Annotated in this window: 12 protein-coding genes and 1 pseudogene; 7 read left to right on the forward strand and 6 right to left on the reverse strand. The window is 71.6% G+C overall.

Features of this window, described 5'->3' with window-relative positions; all coding sequences use genetic code 11:
- Positions 1-247: 247 nt before the first annotated feature.
- Positions 248-607: a VOC family protein gene (locus tag ACIOMQ_RS26690; RefSeq protein ID WP_401756971.1), complete on the reverse strand. Its 360-nt coding sequence runs from the start codon at positions 605-607 to the stop codon at positions 248-250.
- Positions 608-871: 264 nt separating this feature from the next.
- Here ACIOMQ_RS26690 and ACIOMQ_RS26695 point away from each other — a divergent pair, with 264 nt between their 5' ends.
- The 4 genes and pseudogenes from ACIOMQ_RS26695 to ACIOMQ_RS26710 form a co-directional block, all read left to right on the forward strand.
- Positions 872-1,276: a peptidase inhibitor family I36 protein gene (locus ACIOMQ_RS26695; RefSeq protein WP_402190699.1), complete on the forward strand. Its 405-nt coding sequence runs from the start codon at positions 872-874 to the stop codon at positions 1,274-1,276.
- A 264-nt stretch (positions 1,277-1,540) separates the two neighbouring features.
- Positions 1,541-2,698: an acyl-CoA dehydrogenase family protein gene (locus tag ACIOMQ_RS26700; protein ID WP_401268165.1), complete on the forward strand. Its 1,158-nt coding sequence runs from the start codon at positions 1,541-1,543 to the stop codon at positions 2,696-2,698.
- Positions 2,699-2,717: 19 nt separating this feature from the next.
- Positions 2,718-3,632 carry an acyl-CoA thioesterase II gene (locus tag ACIOMQ_RS26705; RefSeq protein ID WP_362208295.1) on the forward strand — a complete coding sequence of 305 codons (915 nt, stop codon included), beginning with the start codon at positions 2,718-2,720 and terminating at the stop codon, positions 3,630-3,632.
- Between the two features lie 108 nt (positions 3,633-3,740).
- A pseudogene (locus tag ACIOMQ_RS26710) lies at positions 3,741-3,878 on the forward strand (cation transporter); the annotation flags it as partial.
- 40 nt (positions 3,879-3,918) lie between these two features.
- Here ACIOMQ_RS26710 and ACIOMQ_RS26715 read toward each other — a convergent pair.
- The 5 genes from ACIOMQ_RS26715 to ACIOMQ_RS26735 form a co-directional block, all read right to left on the reverse strand.
- Positions 3,919-4,698 carry a phosphatase gene (locus tag ACIOMQ_RS26715; protein ID WP_362208291.1) on the reverse strand — a complete coding sequence of 260 codons (780 nt, stop codon included), beginning with the start codon at positions 4,696-4,698 and terminating at the stop codon, positions 3,919-3,921.
- 80 nt (positions 4,699-4,778) lie between these two features.
- Complete coding sequence (locus ACIOMQ_RS26720; RefSeq protein ID WP_362208288.1) at positions 4,779-6,293, reverse strand: DUF6056 family protein; 1,515 nt, start codon at positions 6,291-6,293, stop codon at positions 4,779-4,781.
- Between the two features lie 64 nt (positions 6,294-6,357).
- The gene (locus ACIOMQ_RS26725) at positions 6,358-7,827 is read right to left on the reverse strand and encodes a glycosyltransferase (protein WP_362208285.1); all 1,470 of its coding nucleotides are present in this window, start codon (positions 7,825-7,827) and stop codon (positions 6,358-6,360) included.
- A gap of 195 nt (positions 7,828-8,022) precedes the next feature.
- Positions 8,023-8,628, reverse strand: a complete 606-nt coding sequence (locus tag ACIOMQ_RS26730; protein ID WP_362208283.1) for a TetR/AcrR family transcriptional regulator — start codon at positions 8,626-8,628, stop codon at positions 8,023-8,025.
- Between the two features lie 299 nt (positions 8,629-8,927).
- Entirely contained in the window at positions 8,928-10,208 is a 1,281-nt protein-coding gene (locus ACIOMQ_RS26735) for a bifunctional GNAT family N-acetyltransferase/ATP-binding protein (RefSeq protein ID WP_362208280.1), read from the reverse strand.
- A 360-nt stretch (positions 10,209-10,568) separates the two neighbouring features.
- Here ACIOMQ_RS26735 and ACIOMQ_RS26740 point away from each other — a divergent pair, with 360 nt between their 5' ends.
- Genes ACIOMQ_RS26740 through ACIOMQ_RS26750 form a run of 3 tightly spaced genes read left to right on the forward strand, consistent with a single transcriptional unit; the run spans position 10,569 to position 15,203 of the window.
- Positions 10,569-12,176 carry a carboxyl transferase domain-containing protein gene (locus ACIOMQ_RS26740; RefSeq protein WP_401268173.1) on the forward strand — a complete coding sequence of 536 codons (1,608 nt, stop codon included), beginning with the start codon at positions 10,569-10,571 and terminating at the stop codon, positions 12,174-12,176.
- 13 nt (positions 12,177-12,189) lie between these two features.
- Positions 12,190-14,268, forward strand: a complete 2,079-nt coding sequence (locus ACIOMQ_RS26745; protein WP_401988093.1) for an acetyl-CoA carboxylase biotin carboxylase subunit — start codon at positions 12,190-12,192, stop codon at positions 14,266-14,268.
- The gene (locus ACIOMQ_RS26750) at positions 14,265-15,203 is read left to right on the forward strand and encodes a hydroxymethylglutaryl-CoA lyase (RefSeq protein ID WP_362208273.1); all 939 of its coding nucleotides are present in this window, start codon (positions 14,265-14,267) and stop codon (positions 15,201-15,203) included. Before ACIOMQ_RS26745 ends, ACIOMQ_RS26750 begins: the two co-directional genes overlap by 4 nt.
- Positions 15,204-15,210 lie beyond the last annotated feature (7 nt).

Raw genomic sequence — 15,210 nt, forward strand, 5'->3', positions numbered from 1 at the left:
GGGCCCTCACCAGCTCATTTCCCGCGTCGTCACCAACTGAAAGAGAAATTTCAATTAGTCATATGATGAATGGGTGTGCGCGTGGCGTAGTTCGCACGTCATACGCGCATTCGACCGCGCCGTCGCACAGCCCGAGCACAACGGCGGACCGGAAACAGCGGGCCGGGAAAGGCGAGTGCTTCCCCGCGGCGGAGTATTCCTGCGGCCGCACCGGCCGCCGGCCCCTTGCGCACCGCCTGCGTGCCGCCTACGCGCCGTCGATGCCGATGATCGTGCCGAACGGGTCGCGGAGCTGCGCGATGCGACGGCCGGGCTCGATCGTCAAGGGACCGCGATGGTGCTCGCAGCCGGCGGCCAGCAGCCGCTCCCGGACTCCGTCGACGTCGTCCACCTGCCAGTACACGACCGGGCTGCCGCCCCTCGGGTTGCGCGCGTCGTCGGCGGGGTGGAAGCCGAGTTCGGTCCCGCCGATCTCCACCCAGGCGTAGACCGCACCCGTGTCGCCGACATCGAGCCGCACCGGGACGTCGAGCAGTTCGCCGTACCACCGGGCCGAAGCCTCGGGGCTGTCCGCGAAAACCATCACGGTGCGTACGCCACTGAACATGATCCACCTCCCGGAAGGATCTTCACCCTACGGGCACGGCGGCCAGGCTCCTCAGCCATGCCCCCGATCGCACCGATCACACCGGGCATGCCTCCGATCGCGCCCGCCGCGCGTTCGCGCCGGTGCGAGGAGGAGTGCCGCGACTCCCGGCGCGGGCTTCGAGCGCCCTCCCTTTCCGCCTGTCTGCGCAGGTCGCAGCCGTGCCACGCTGCTGGTGATCGGGGAGCAGAGCCCTGATCACCGTCGGGAGAAGGGGTTTCCGCCATGAACCGCATCACCGCGCTCGCCGTCACCTCGATCGCCTTGGCCCTGGGGCTCGGCACCGGGCCCGCCGCGGCCGGAGCCGCCAAGAACGCCGCCACCGGGAAGGCCGCCGTCGAGCGCGCGCGGGCCTCCTACAACTGCAGCCCCGGACATTTCTGTATCTACAGCGACTGGAAGGGAGGCGGTACCCGCTGCCAGTGGTCGGACAAGCAGCGGGCGAATACCGCCGACGACTGCTCCTTCATCCGGAAGGGCCACAACGTCCGCTCCGTGTGGAACGCGACCGGACACCGCGTTCAGTACTACAAGCAGACCAACTACAACGGCCGGGTCGGATCCACTCCCGCCGGAAACGGCGGCAACCTCATGGGGAATTACCAGATCCGCTCGTTCAAGCCCCAGTAGGCAGGAGCGGAGAAGGCGCGATGAGCCCTTTCCGGCCGGTGGCCGGCGAGGGCTCATCGGCGTCCGCGACCGGACCGCCCACCCGACCGCCGACCGGACCGTCGACCGAACCGCCCACCGGACCGCCGGAGCGGGCGTGCTCAGCATCACCCTGGACAGCCCCGATGACCGCCGGGTAACTTTTGACCGGAACTGAGCAAGCGCTTAGCCAGCCTGGCCGAAGCTCGCCCGAAGCCGATCGAAGCTGACCAAGGAGGCACCCCCGTGCGCCGTACGGTATTCAACGAGGACCACGAGGCGTTCCGGGAGACCATCCGCGCCTTCATCGAGGCCGAGGTCGCCCCCGTCTACGACGAGTGGTTCGCGGCGGGCCAGGTGCCCCGCGACTTCTACTACAAGCTCGCCGAGCTGGGCATATTCGGCATCGAGGTGCCGGAGGAGTACGGCGGCGCCGGGGTCGAGTCGTTCAAGTTCGAGGCGGTCATCTCCGAGGAGTGCGCCCGCGCGGCCGTGAACTTCGGCGGCTCCGGTGTGCACGTGCTGCTCTGCCTGCCGTACATCAAGGCGTACGCCACCGAGGAGCAGAAGAAGCGCTGGCTGCCGGACTTCGTCAGCGGCCGGACGATGTACGCCATCGCCATGACCGAGCCGGGCACCGGTTCCGACCTGGCCGGCATGAAGACCACCGCCAAGCTCTCCGAGGACGGCACGCACTACGTCCTCAACGGCGCCAAGACGTTCATCACCGGTGGCGTCCACGCCGACCGGGTCATCGTCTGCGCCCGTACGGACGCGCCCAAGGCGGACGACCGCCGGCACGGCATCTCCCTCCTCGTCGTCGACACCAAGGCCGAGGGCTACTCGGTCGGCCGCAAGCTCGACAAGCTGGGGCTGCGCACCTCCGACACCGCCGAGCTGGCGTTCGTCGATGTGAAGGTGCCGGTCGAGGACCTCCTCGGCGAGGAGAACAAGGGCTTCTCCTACCTCGGCCAGAACCTGCCGCAGGAGCGCCTCGGCATCGCCGTCGGCGCGTACGCGCAGGCCAAGGCCGCCGTCCGGTTCGCCCAGGCTTACGTGCAGGAGCGCACCGTCTTCGGCAAGACCGTCGCGTCGTTCCAGAACACCAAGTTCGAGCTGGCCGCCTGCCAGGCCGAGGTGGACGCCGCCGAGGCCGTCTGCGACCGCGCCATCGAGGCCCACGACGCCGGTGAGCTGACCGCCGCCGAGGCCGCCTCCGCGAAGCTGTTCTGCACCGAGGTCGCGCACCGCGTCATCGACCGCTGCCTCCAACTGCACGGCGGCTACGGCTACATGAACGAGTACCCGATCGCCCGCCTGTACGCGGACAACCGGGTCAACCGCATCTACGGCGGCACCAGCGAGGTCATGAAGTCGATCATCGCCAAGTCCATGGGCCTGTGAGAGCGGTTACGTTCTCTCCATGAGCTCAGCACTCGACTCCCTGCTCGATCTGCTCGACCTGGAGCAGATCGAGCAGGACATCTTCCGGGGCACGAGCCGTTCGGCGGTCGTTCCCCGTGTCTTCGGCGGCCAGGTCGCGGCCCAGGCCCTGGTCGCCGCGGGCCGTACGGTCCCCGCCGACCGCCCCCGAGTTCCCGGCTCCGCCCAGGCGGGGGAGATCCCGTCCGCCCACTCCCTGCACGCGTACTTCCTGCGGATGGGCGACCCGGGCGCGCCGATCGTCTACAGCGTCGACCGCATCCGGGACGGCCGGTCCTTCACCACCCGCCGGGTCGTCGCCGTCCAGCACGGCCAGCCGATCTTCCATCTGTCGGCGTCGTTCCAGCGGCACGAGGAGGGTCTGGAGCACCAGGCGGCCATGCCGCCCGCCCCGGACCCGGAGACGCTGCCCACGGCCGCGCAGATGCTGCCCCGGTACGCGGACCGCTTCAGCGATCCGCAGGTCGTGGACCGGCTGATCGAGGCGCGGGCCGCGGTCGACCTGCGGTACGTGGACGCGCCGCCCTTCGGCACGGTCGGCGAACCGCGCGAGCCCCGCTCACAGGTGTGGTTCCGCACCAACGGCAAGCTCGCGGACGACCCGCTGCTGCACGTCTGCATGGCGACGTACGTCTCCGACATGACGCTGCTCGACTCGGTGCTCCTCGCCCATGGGCGCGGGGGCTGGGCGGTCGGCGACGTGGTCGGGGCGAGCCTGGACCACGCGATGTGGTTCCACCGGCCGTTCCGGGCCGACGAATGGCTGCTGTACGACCAGGAGTCGCCGTCCGCGTCCGGCGGGCGCGGGCTCGGCCAGGCCCGTATCTACACGCAGGACGGCCGGCTGGCGATCACCGTCATCCAGGAGGGCGTGGTCCGCGTCCCCCGGGACTGACCCCGCCCCGTACCGAACAGGCCGCGGTCCGCCGATCCGGACAGGCTCCCCACCATGAGCGACGAGAAGGCCGCCGGTGGGGAGTCCATGTTCACGGTCGTCGTCGAGCAGATCGAGTGGGCCTGCGAGGAGGCCGAGGAGCAGCTGCGGGAACGGTGTCCGTCCATCCGCCGGGTCCATCTGGACCCGACGCCGGGACGGGACCAGCGGCGCCGGGCGGCGGTTTCCCGGCCGCCCGGCGGATGAGCCGCCGGAGCCGCACCGGCGCCGCACCGCCCGGGTGGCGTCAGAGCAGCCCCGCCGCGTCCAGCAGATAGTCCGTCAGCGGGTCGTAGAACCGCGGGTCCAGCACATGGTCGTCCAGCGGCACGGCCACCTGGAGCGTTCCCTCCGCCTCGCCGAGGAAGAGCGCCGGGTCGTTGCAGTCCGCGTACCCCACCGCGTCCAGCCCGCGCTGCGCCGCGCACCCCGCCCATCCGTGGTCGGCGACCACCAGGTCCGGCAGCGGCCGGCCCTCCCGCTCCAGACCGTCCAGGATCGCGGCCATCGGGGCGGGCGAGTGCGTGTGCCAGAGCGTCGCGCCGCGCTCCTGCACCGCGACGTCCGCGAACTGGAACACCATGCCCTCGTCGGCCACCAGCCCCGAGGGGATCCGGACGATCTCGCACCCGGCCGCCCGCAGCGCCTGCGCGGTCTGCCGGTGCACATCGAGGAGCCCTCCCGGGTGCCCGGTCGCGAACAGCACGCGCTGCCCGCCCTCCGCCGCCTTCCGCAGCCGCGCCGCCATCCGGTCCAGGGCGTCGATTGTCAGCTCCGGGTCGATGGTGTCCTGGCCGAACCGGTGCTCCGGGTCGTCGCTGACCCCGCAGCGCTCGGCCATCACGGCCAGCACGTCCTGCTCGTCGCGCCACCGGTCCCCGAGCTCCAGGCCCAGCCAGTAGTGACGGTCGCCGTTGGCGAGCTTGCGGTAGTGGGAGAGATTGTTGTCGCGGGGTGTGGCGACGTCTCCGGCGATGCGCGTACGGACGAGGTGTTCGACGAGGGCGGCACGGCTGGGTATCGGCATGAACCCATTGTGCCGTCAGGTGTGCGCAGTGTGCCGGGTGTCCTGCAGGGCGGCCGGTCCGATCCGGACCGGCCGCCCGCTCAGGGAAGCCGGGTCGAGTACGTGATCTTGTCCAGGTGGTAGTACGTGGCGACGCACTGCGCCGGCCATGGCCTCTTGCCGTGGCCGCCGAACGGCTCCCCCATCCCGCTGACCGACACCGGTGTGTACGGAAGCACCCGGGCACCCTTGGCCACCTGTCCCCTCAGCCACCGGTCCTGCCGGTCCCAGTGCTGGGCGCGCACGTCCATCTGCCGTTCCAGCTGGAGCAGCGGGACGGCGAGACCGGCACAGGCCGCGGCGCACGCGACTGCGGCGGCCACCGCCGTCGCCGCGCGGATTCCCCGCCTGTTGCCCCGCAGCGCCCGTCCCAGCAGGGCACCGACGCCGACCAGGAGCAGCACGAACAGCAGGAGGAAGTCGCCCCAGATCCGCGACGCGGTCACCACGCTCGCCCCGAAGGCGGGGTGGGCGACGACGATGCAGAGGTAGCCGGAGACCAGGAAGGCGAGGAACCCGGCAAGGACCAGAAGGAGGGGCTTGCGGCGCAGTGACCCCTCCGGCCCGCCCGTTCCCCGCCCGCCTCCGCGCACCAGCAGGCCCAGCAGCACACCCACGGCGACCGCTCCCAGGTACTGCCAGGTCGTGAAGATCGTCCCCAGGATGTGCCCGAACGCCCGCAGCGCCGTGGTCAGCGCCTCCGGACCGAACATGGAGGAGCTGTCGGCGCCGAACCGTTCACGCCGGGCGCGTGCGCCGGGCGACACGTACAGGATGGCCGTCCCGACGGCGACCCCGGCGAAGGCCACCACGCACCAGACGCGGGTACGGGTCCGGCCGGCCCCGGGAAGGGCCCACCGGCTGAGCAGCAGGGCGGCGGCGAGCACGACGAACGCGACGACCGCCGTCTCCTCCGACAGGGTGCCGATGAAGATCCCCGCCAGGTACGCGACGCCCAGCGCGAAGGCGCGTCCCCGCCGTGTCCGTGCGCGCAGCAGGGGGATCACGGCGGCGCAGGCCAGCACCGGTGCGACGGTGTGCGAGACGGAGGAGGCGGGCCAGTAGAACGCCTTGTACGGGTTGGGCGACGCGAAGAAGAAGAGCGCCGCCGTCGTCGCGCCCACCAGCAGCGCGAGCCCGCGCGGCGCGGTCAGCCCGGCCTTCTTGAGCGCGGAGGCGATCAGCGCCCAGAGGATGCCCAGCATGAGCACCCCGCTGACCAGCGCGAACCATTGGTGGCCCGGGACGCCGAAGGCCCCGTACGCGATGACGAGCAGCGCGTTGGCGATGCGTCCGTTGTCGTGGAGGAAGAACTTCCCGATCATCCCGGAGGCGCCGTCGTCCCGGATGACCGGGAGGAAACACCAGTCGTCCCCTCCCGGGCGGACCAGCCGGCCGATCCAGAAGGCCGCGCCGAGCAGGGCGAGCGGCAGCAGGGCGAGGCCCGCCGTCCCGATCGTCGCCCACCGCCTCCCGGGGCCCGGCCGGGCTTGCGGCCGGGGGGATTCCTCGCTCGCCGCCTGGGTGCCGGCGGATTTCGACGTGTCCGTGGTCATGTGCACTGGTGCCCTTCGTACGTTGCTCGCGTCTTGCGGGCCAAGAGGTTCAGGCGGTGTGGGTTCACGGTGTGGTGTGTCCGGCACTGCTCTCGGCCGGGCCGGCGCCCTGCCGGGCCAGGGCGGCACCGGAGTCGATGGCCCAGCGGGCGAGCAGGAACGAGAAGGGGGTGGCGAGGATTCCCGCGGCCACGGCGGCGATGTTCTTGTCCATGCCCAGCCTGCTCACGCCGAGGTAGAGCAGGACGCCGGTGAGGACGAGATTGACGACGCTCGACAGCGGATACCGGACGAAGGCGTGCCAGGTCGGCTTCGTCCGGCAGGTGATGTAGGAGTTGAGCAGGAACGATCCCACGATGCTGACCGTGTATCCGATGACGTGCGCGGCCAGGTAGGGAATCCAGGTGTTCAGCGAGACGTACACCCCGAGATATACCGCCGTATTGACGATTCCGATCATCCCGAAAGCGATGAACTGGCGCACGGTGCGGAACCGGGACGCTCCGAGCGCGGTCGACCCGGTGCGTCCCGCCAGTGGCCGCCTGGCCGCGGGGCCGGACGGACCCGAACGGCTCTCTGCCGGAATGTCGGCCGGTGCCGCCTTCGGGGATTCGCTCGTCTCGCGCACCACATAGTGCGGGCGGCGTTTCACTTCGTAATAGATGCGTCCCACGTATTCGCCGATGACGCCGAGCGTGGCGAGTTGGATTCCACCGAGTGCCACGACGGCGGTCAGCAGGGTGGTGTAGCCGGGTACGGCGACACCGTGGAGCACGACGCCGGCGATGGTCCACAGGGCGTATCCCAGCGCCGCCAGCGCGAGCGCGAGGCCGATGTGGATGGCCAGCCGCAGCGGACGGCTGTTGAAGGAGATCAGCCCGTCGATCCCGTAGTTGAGCAGGCGTCTGCCGCCCCATTTCGAACGTCCCGCCGCGCGCTGGGTGTTCCGGTAGGTGAAGCCGACGGTGTCGAAGCCGATCCAGGAGAAGATCCCCTTGGAGAACCGGTTGGTCTCGGGCAGCGCGAGCACGGCGTCCACGGCGGTGCGCGACAGCAGCCTGAAGTCGCCCTCGCCGTCGACGACCTCGACGTCCATGCACCGGCCCATGGCCCGGTAGTAGAGGGCGCTGAGAAAGGTGCGCAGGACTCCGTCCCCCACGCGGTCGCGCCGCGCGACGACCTGGTCGTAGCCGTGCTGGCGCAGCTCCAGCATGCGGGGCAGCAGTTCGGGCGGGTGCTGGAGGTCGGCGTCCATGAGGACGACGGCGTCGCCGCGGGACATGCGCAGTCCCGCGAGCATGGCGGCCTCCTTGCCGAAATTACGGCTGAAGGAGGTGTAGCGGACCCGTCGGTCCGCGGTGGCGAGTGAACCGATCCGGAGCCTGGTCCGGTCGCTGCTGCCGTCGTCGACATAACAGATCTCGAAGGTCCGCCGAGTCGGTTCGAGGGCGGAGATCAACGCACGGTGGAATACCTCGATGACCTCGTCCTCATTGAAACAGGGGACAACGATCGAAACCTGACATGTTTTCATTTAAATTCCCCATCAGGCGTGGGCGAGACAGCTCAAACCATATGCCTGGGGGCCACTCGACACTGCGACCGACGGAGCTCGTCGAGGAAAAGGAGAGGGAATATGAGGAAGCACCTCGCCCTTCTCGCATCAATTCATATATTCACAGCCGGGCGGAAAACGCGGACGCACCCGCCGGGCACCCGCCGGCACGCCCTATGGGCGGGCCGCCGCCTCGAACGCCCCGCGCGCCAGCCGGTGCAGCAGCGCCGCCGTGCCGGCGCGGTCCGGCTGTGCACCGGGACGGCCCAGGTGAGGGGTCGAGTTCAGCAGCCCGAAGACGGCGTGGACGGCCGCGCGGGCCTCGTGCTCGGGCAGGTCCGGATACAGCTCGCGGACGACCTCCACCCACACCTCGACGTACTGCCGCTGGAGCTGGCGGACCCGCTTGCGGTCGGCGTCCCGGAGACGGTCCAGCTCGCGGTCGTGGAGGGTGATCAGGGGGCGGTCGTCGAGGGCGAAGTCGATATGGCCCTCGATGAGCGCGTCGAGCAACGCCTGCGGCGAACCGTCCCCACGGGCCGCGTCCTCCGACACACGCAGCTGCCCGCCCGCCAGCAGCCGCTCGCTGATGCCGACCAGCAGCTCGGCGAGCATCGCGTCCTTGCCGGGGAAGTGCCGGTAGAGACCGGGGCCGCTGATACCGACGGCGGCGCCTATCTCGTCGACGCCGACGCCGTGGAAGCCGCGCTCGGCGAAGAGGCGGGCGGCCTCCTTGAGGATCTGCTCGCGGCGGGTGGGAGCGTCCGTCCTGGTGGTCATGGATTCGATTCTAGACAGTCGGGTTAGCGAGCGTTAACCCAAGCGCGGCCGGGCGGCGGCCGGACCGGTGTCCGCGGCAAACCGGGCCGCACCCCCGGTTCCGAACCGGTCCGCGCCCTCCCGGTGCCGGGCCGGTCGGCGCCCTCACGGTGCCAACCCGGTCCGCGCCCTCGCGGTGCCGGGCCCGTCGGCGAAGCCGCCGCCGCGCTCCGGCCGCGCACAGGCTCCGTGCGGGCCGGGCACCCCGGCAGCGCGGGGCGGCGGGCCAGGAGCACGCGGCGACACGGGCGCGCGTGGCGTCACAGGCGCGCGTGGCGCTCGATGTCCTCCCCGAACTCCGCGAGCGCCTGGTCGGTGAGTGTGGGACGGGTGTCCGCGATGGCAGCGAGGTAGTCCCCGGTGCCGGCCGGAGCGCCCTTGCGGTCGGTGACTTCGCGTTCGAACGCGGTGTGGGAGCCCTTGCGGGCGGCGAACTCGATGTCGGCAGGCGTGAACATCTCGCTGGCCGACACCAGTCGGTGCAGCTCGATGCGGTCGGCGGCCGTGCCGAGGTAGCGCCGCCAGATCGCCGCTCGGGCTGCCGGGTCGGGGGGACCGACCGGGATGACGTAGTCGAACCGGCCGTGACGCAGGAACGCCGGATCGAGGGAGCGGACGGAGTTGGTGGCGCAGATCAGCAGGCGGTCGTCGTGGTCGCGGAAACCGGGGATCAGTTTGAGCAGTTCGTTGGTGACTCCGTGTACGGGGTCGACGGCCCGGCCGGACCGGACGCCGGCGATCTCCTCGACCTCGTCGATGAACAGCAGAACGGATTCCAGCCCCGCCAGATCGGCGAACGCGTCCCGCAGCGAGGCGGCCGGGCCACCGGAGGAACCCGCCGTGAGCCGGGAGGGGAAGAGCTCCACGAACGGCCAGGCCAGCCGGGAGGCGACGGCCTTGGCGAAACTGGTCTTTCCGGTGCCCGGGGGGCCGAACAGGACGACCGCCTTCGGCGGCGTCACCCCGTACCGGTCGGCCAGCACGGGCTCGGCCAGCGGCAGCACGATCCGCCGCTCGATGGCCTCCTTCTCCCGCTCCATGCCCGCGAGGGCACCCCAGAGACCCTGCGGCAGCACCCTCCCGCCGAGTTCCGCGAGCAGACCCGCGTCGCTCGCACCGAGATGCTCGACCTTCTCGTAGAAGGTCAATCCGTCACGTGCGTGGTAGCCGGAGTTCTCCAGGGCCGTGCAGCCGACGACCCCCGGAGCGAGCAGCGCACCGATCCGGCGTATCCCCTGGGTGTGCAGGCGCCGCTCGATCTCGGCGATCAGGGCGCTCCCGATCCCGCGGTTGCGCCACATCCTCGCGAGCGCCACCAGCGTGATCCAGGCCCGCTCACCCTGGGCCTGCGCCACCGCCATACCCACCGGCTCGTCGCCGACCACCGCGACGACCGCGGTCCCGCCGCTCCGGGCCGCGGCCATGACCTCGGAGACGGGGAACACGGGAGGCGTGTCGTCCGCCTGCCGGTCCTGATCCCAGATCTGGATCGCCTGGTCCAGGTCGTCGTCACGGAAGTCCCGCAATCGCCACGTCGGCATCATCGCCACCTTGTCAGCAGGCCGCTCCCGCCCCGCCGCCGCCCAGGTCGCGGGCCGCCCGGCCGCCCCGCCCGCTTCCGGCCCTCCTCATTCTCCGCGCCGATCGGACACCCGTCGACCGGTCGGGCAGGCGTCCACCCCCCGGGGAAGCCCCGGCGGCCGACAGCACCCCCCGCCTCCTCGCCCCCTCTCTCCCGCCTCCCGGCCTCCCACCTCCCGCGGGGCATGCCCGACCGCTGCCCGCCGAAGCGCCGCACGCGACGGCCGAGCGGCCTGGACAAGCCTGTTAGCGGTCGTTAACCTTGAGGCGGACGTTAACGGTCATTAACCACTGCGGTACGGGCAAGGGGGCTCGACAGGATGCAGCAGGCACCGGTGCTGGCGAGCGCGGCCGATCCCGCCTCCGAGGCCTGGCAGGCCAACGAGGCGGCGCATCACGCGCTCGCCGACGAGCTGCGCACGCGGCTCGCCACGGCCAGGCTCGGCGGAGGTGAGAAGGCGCGCGCCCGGCACGTGGCACGCGGCAAGCTGCTGCCCAGGGACCGGGTGGACACCCTGCTCGATCCGGGTTCCCCGTTCCTGGAGCTGGCCCCGCTGGCCGCCGAGGGGCTGTACGGGGGCGCCGCCCCGGCGGCCGGGGTGATCGCCGGAATCGGCCGGGTCAGCGGCCGGGAGTGCGTGATCGTCGCCAATGACGCGACCGTCAAGGGCGGCACGTACTACCCGATGACCGTGAAGAAGCACCTGCGCGCCCAGGAGGTGGCGCTGGAGAACCGGCTCCCCTGCCTGTACCTCGTCGACTCGGGCGGCGCGTTCCTGCCGATGCAGGACGAGGTCTTCCCGGACCGGGAGCACTTCGGGCGGATCTTCTACAACCAGGCCAGGATGTCGGGGGCCGGCATCCCGCAGATCGCGGCCGTGCTGGGGTCGTGCACGGCGGGCGGGGCGTACGTCCCCGCGATGAGCGACGAGGCCGTGATCGTACGGAACCAGGGCACGATCTTCCTGGGCGGACCGCCGCTGGTGAAGGCCGCCACCGGCGAGGTCGTGACCGCCGAGGAGCTCGGCGGCGGCGAGGTGCACTCCCGCACGTCGGGGGTGACCGACCATCTCGCCGAGGACGACGCGCACGCGCTGCGGATCGTGCGGAACATCGTCGCCACCCTGCCGGACCGCGGGGCGCTCCCGTGGTCCGTGCAGCCGGCCGAGGAGCCGAAGGTCGATCCCGCCGGGCTGTACGGGGCCGTCCCGGTCGACTCCCGGACGCCGTACGACGTGCGCGAGGTGATCGCCCGGGTGGTGGACGGCTCGCGGTTCGCCGAGTTCAAGGCGGAGTACGGCACGACGCTGATCACCGGCTTCGCCCGTATCCACGGCCATCCGGTCGGGATCGTCGCCAACAACGGCATCCTGTTCTCCGAGTCCGCCCAGAAGGGCGCCCACTTCATCGAGCTGTGCGACCAGCGCGGCATCCCGCTGGTCTTCCTGCAGAACATCTCGGGCTTCATGGTGGGGCGGGACTACGAGGCCGGCGGCATCGCCAAGCACGGCGCCAAGATGGTGACGGCGGTCGCCTGCACCCGCGTGCCGAAGCTGACGGTGGTGGTCGGCGGGTCGTACGGGGCGGGCAACTACTCGATGTGCGGGCGCGCCTACTCCCCCCGCTTCCTGTGGATGTGGCCCAACGCCAAGATCTCCGTCATGGGCGGCGAGCAGGCCGCCTCCGTCCTCGCGACGGTCAAGCGCGACCAGTTGGGCGACGACTGGAGCGCGGCGGACGAGGAGGCCTTCAAGGCCCCGATCCGCGAGCAGTACGAGACCCAGGGCAACGCGTACTACGCCACGGCCCGGCTCTGGGACGACGGTGTGATCGACCCGATGGAGACCCGGCAGGTGCTGGGGCTCGCTCTGACCGCCTGCGCCAACGCCCCACTGGGCGAACCCGGCTTCGGCGTCTTCCGGATGTGAGGAACAGATGACGATGTTCGACACCGTTCTTGTCGCCAACCGCGGCGAGATCGCGGTACGTGTCATCCGTACGCTGCGCGAGCTCGGCGTCCGCTCGGTCGCCGTGTTCAGCGACGCGGACGCGGACGCCCGGCACGTCCGGGAGGCCGACACGGCCGTACGGATCGGGCCCGCGCCCGCCTCGATGAGTTATCTGAGCGTGCCCGCGCTGCTGGACGCGGCCCGTCGCACCGGCGCGCAGGCCGTCCACCCCGGGTACGGGTTCCTCGCCGAGAACGCGGGTTTCGCGCGGGCGTGCGCGGAGGCGGGGCTGGTCTTCATCGGCCCGTCCGCCGACGCCATCTCGCTGATGGGCGACAAGATCCGGGCCAAGGAGACGGTCGCGGCAGCCGGCGTCCCGGTGGTGCCCGGCTCCTCGGGGAGCGGCCTCACCGATGCCCAACTGGGCGCGGCGGCCCGGGAGATCGGGACACCGGTGCTGCTGAAGCCCTCGGCGGGCGGCGGCGGCAAGGGCATGCGGCTGGTGCGCGACGAGACGCTGCTCGCGGACGAGATCGCGGCCGCCCGGCGCGAGGCGAGGGCCTCGTTCGGCGATGACACGCTGCTGGTGGAGCGGTGGATCGACCGGCCCCGGCACATCGAGATCCAGGTGCTCGCGGACACCCACGGCAACGTGGTCCACCTCGGCGAGCGCGAGTGCTCGCTCCAGCGCCGCCACCAGAAGATCATCGAGGAGGCGCCGTCCGTCCTGCTCGACGAGGAGACCCGGGCGGCGATGGGCGAGGCGGCCGTCCAGGCGGCCCGCTCCTGCGGATATGTGGGCGCGGGCACGGTGGAGTTCATCGTCCCGGGCAACGACCCCGCCTCGTACTACTTCATGGAGATGAACACCCGCCTCCAGGTCGAGCACCCGGTCACCGAGCTGATCACCGGCCTGGACCTGGTGGAGTGGCAGCTGAGGGTCGCGGCGGGCGAGCCGCTCCCGTACGGGCAGCGGGACATCGGGCTCACCGGCCATGCGATCGAGGCCCGGATCTGCGCCGAGGACCCGTCCCGCGGCTTCCTGCCCTCCGGCGGCACCGTGCTCGCGCTGCGCGAGCCGCAGGGCAACGGCGTACGGACGGACTCCGGGCTCGCCGCGGGCGGCGAGGTCGGCAGCCTGTACGACCCGATGCTGTCGAAGGTCATCGCGTACGGCCCCGACCGCGCCGCCGCCCTGCGCGGGCTGCGCGCGGCGCTCGCGGACACGGTGATCCTCGGCGTCCCGACGAACGCCGGCTTCCTGCGCCGGCTGCTCGCCCACCCGGCGGTGGTGGCGGGCGACCTGGACACCGGGCTGGTGGAGCGCGAGGTGGCCGGGCTGGTGCCGGAGGGGGTGCCGGAGGAGGTGTACGCGGCGGCGGCGCTGCTGCGGCAGGGCCTGTCGGCGCCCGAACCCGCCACGGGCTGGGTGGACCCGTTCTCGGTGGCGAGCGGCTGGCGGCTGGGCGGCACCCCGGCCCGTACGGTGCGCCACTTCCGGCTGCCGGGCCATGACCCCGTGCAGGTCTTGCTGCGCTCCTGCCCGGAGGGCGCCGAGCTGACGTTCGGCCACGTCGGGGAGGGCGCGCAGCCACCGGAGCCCGCGACGGGCCCCTGCGGCCCGCTGGCCCCGATGCCCGGCGGCAAGGAGACGGCCCGGCTGGTCGAGCTGTCCCCGCACCGGCTCACCCTCGAACTGGCCGGTGTCACGCACACGTTCACCCATGCGGCGTCCCCGGAAGGGACCTGGCTGGGCCGTGACGGCGACGCCTGGCACGTGCAGGACCACGACCCCGTGGAGGCGTCGCTGGCCGGCGGCGGCCGGTCCGGGGCGGACACCCTCGCCGCGCCCATGCCGGGCACCGTCACCGTCGTGAAGGTGGCGGTCGGGGACGAGGTCGTGGCCGGGCAGAGCCTGCTCGTCGTCGAGGCGATGAAGATGGAACACGTCATCTCCGCCCCGCACGCCGGGACCGTGACCGAGCTGGACGTGACCACCGGTGCCACGGTCGCCATGGACCAGATCCTGGCCGTGGTGGCCCCCGCCGACGCCCCAGGGGAGGACGCATGACACCCCGCACCCTGCCCATGACCGTACCGGCCCAGGATCTGCCCCCGCGGGTGCGCATCCACGAGGTCGGCGCCCGCGACGGGCTGCAGAACGAGAAGGCGGTCGTACCGACCGAGGTGAAGGCGGAGTTCATCCACCGTCTGGCCGCGTCGGGCCTGTCCACCATCGAGGCGACCAGTTTCGTGCACCCCAAGTGGGTGCCCCAACTCGCCGACGCGGAGGACCTGTTCCCCCGGCTCGCCGACATCGGGGGGGCCGCTCTGCCCGTACTCGTACCGAACGAACGCGGTCTGGACCGGGCCCTGGCGCTCGGTGCGCGGCGCATCGCCGTGTTCGGCTCGGCGACCGAGACGTTCGCCGCCCGCAATCTCAACCGCACCGTCGACGAGTCGCTCGCCATGTTCGAGCCGGTCGTCGCCCGTGCCAAGGCCGACAAGGTGCATGTCCGGGGCTACCTGTCGATGTGCTTCGGCGACCCGTGGGAGGGGCCGGTCCCCGTCCACCAGGTCGTTCGCGTGGCCAAGGCGCTGATGGACCTCGGCTGCGACGAGCTCTCCCTCGGCGACACCATCGGCGTCGCCACGCCCGGCCATGTGCAGGACCTGCTCTCCGAGCTGAACGAGGAGGGTGTGCGCACCGACGCCATCGGCGTGCACTTCCACGACACGTACGGCCAGGCCCTGTCCAACACCCTTGCCGCGCTCCAGCACGGTGTGACCACCGTGGACGCCTCGGCGGGCGGCCTCGGCGGCTGCCCGTACGCGAAGAGCGCGACCGGAAACCTCGCCACCGAAGACCTCGTGTGGATGCTCGACGGCCTCGGCATCGAAACCGGGGTCGACCTCGACGCGCTCACCGCCACCAGCGTGTGGCTCGCCGAACAGCTGGGCCGACCCAGCCCGTCCCGTACCGTCCGCGCGCTCTCGGTGCGGTAAACCCAGT

The organism is Streptomyces sp. NPDC087845 (genome assembly GCF_044742755.1).
GTDB lineage: Bacteria > Actinomycetota > Actinomycetes > Streptomycetales > Streptomycetaceae > Streptomyces.

Coding starts and splice junctions, on each gene's coding strand:
- ACIOMQ_RS26690 (WP_401756971.1), bottom strand. CDS start 607: ATGTTCAGTGGCGTACGCACCGTGATGGTTTTCGCGGACAGCCCCGAG.
- ACIOMQ_RS26695 (WP_402190699.1), top strand. CDS start 872: ATGAACCGCATCACCGCGCTCGCCGTCACCTCGATCGCCTTGGCCCTG.
- ACIOMQ_RS26705 (WP_362208295.1), top strand. CDS start 2,718: ATGAGCTCAGCACTCGACTCCCTGCTCGATCTGCTCGACCTGGAGCAG.
- ACIOMQ_RS26715 (WP_362208291.1), bottom strand. CDS start 4,698: ATGCCGATACCCAGCCGTGCCGCCCTCGTCGAACACCTCGTCCGTACG.
- ACIOMQ_RS26720 (WP_362208288.1), bottom strand. CDS start 6,293: ATGACCACGGACACGTCGAAATCCGCCGGCACCCAGGCGGCGAGCGAG.
- ACIOMQ_RS26725 (WP_362208285.1), bottom strand. CDS start 7,827: ATGAAAACATGTCAGGTTTCGATCGTTGTCCCCTGTTTCAATGAGGAC.
- ACIOMQ_RS26730 (WP_362208283.1), bottom strand. CDS start 8,628: ATGACCACCAGGACGGACGCTCCCACCCGCCGCGAGCAGATCCTCAAG.
- ACIOMQ_RS26735 (WP_362208280.1), bottom strand. CDS start 10,208: ATGCCGACGTGGCGATTGCGGGACTTCCGTGACGACGACCTGGACCAG.
- ACIOMQ_RS26740 (WP_401268173.1), top strand. CDS start 10,569: ATGCAGCAGGCACCGGTGCTGGCGAGCGCGGCCGATCCCGCCTCCGAG.
- ACIOMQ_RS26745 (WP_401988093.1), top strand. CDS start 12,190: ATGTTCGACACCGTTCTTGTCGCCAACCGCGGCGAGATCGCGGTACGT.
- ACIOMQ_RS26750 (WP_362208273.1), top strand. CDS start 14,265: ATGACACCCCGCACCCTGCCCATGACCGTACCGGCCCAGGATCTGCCC.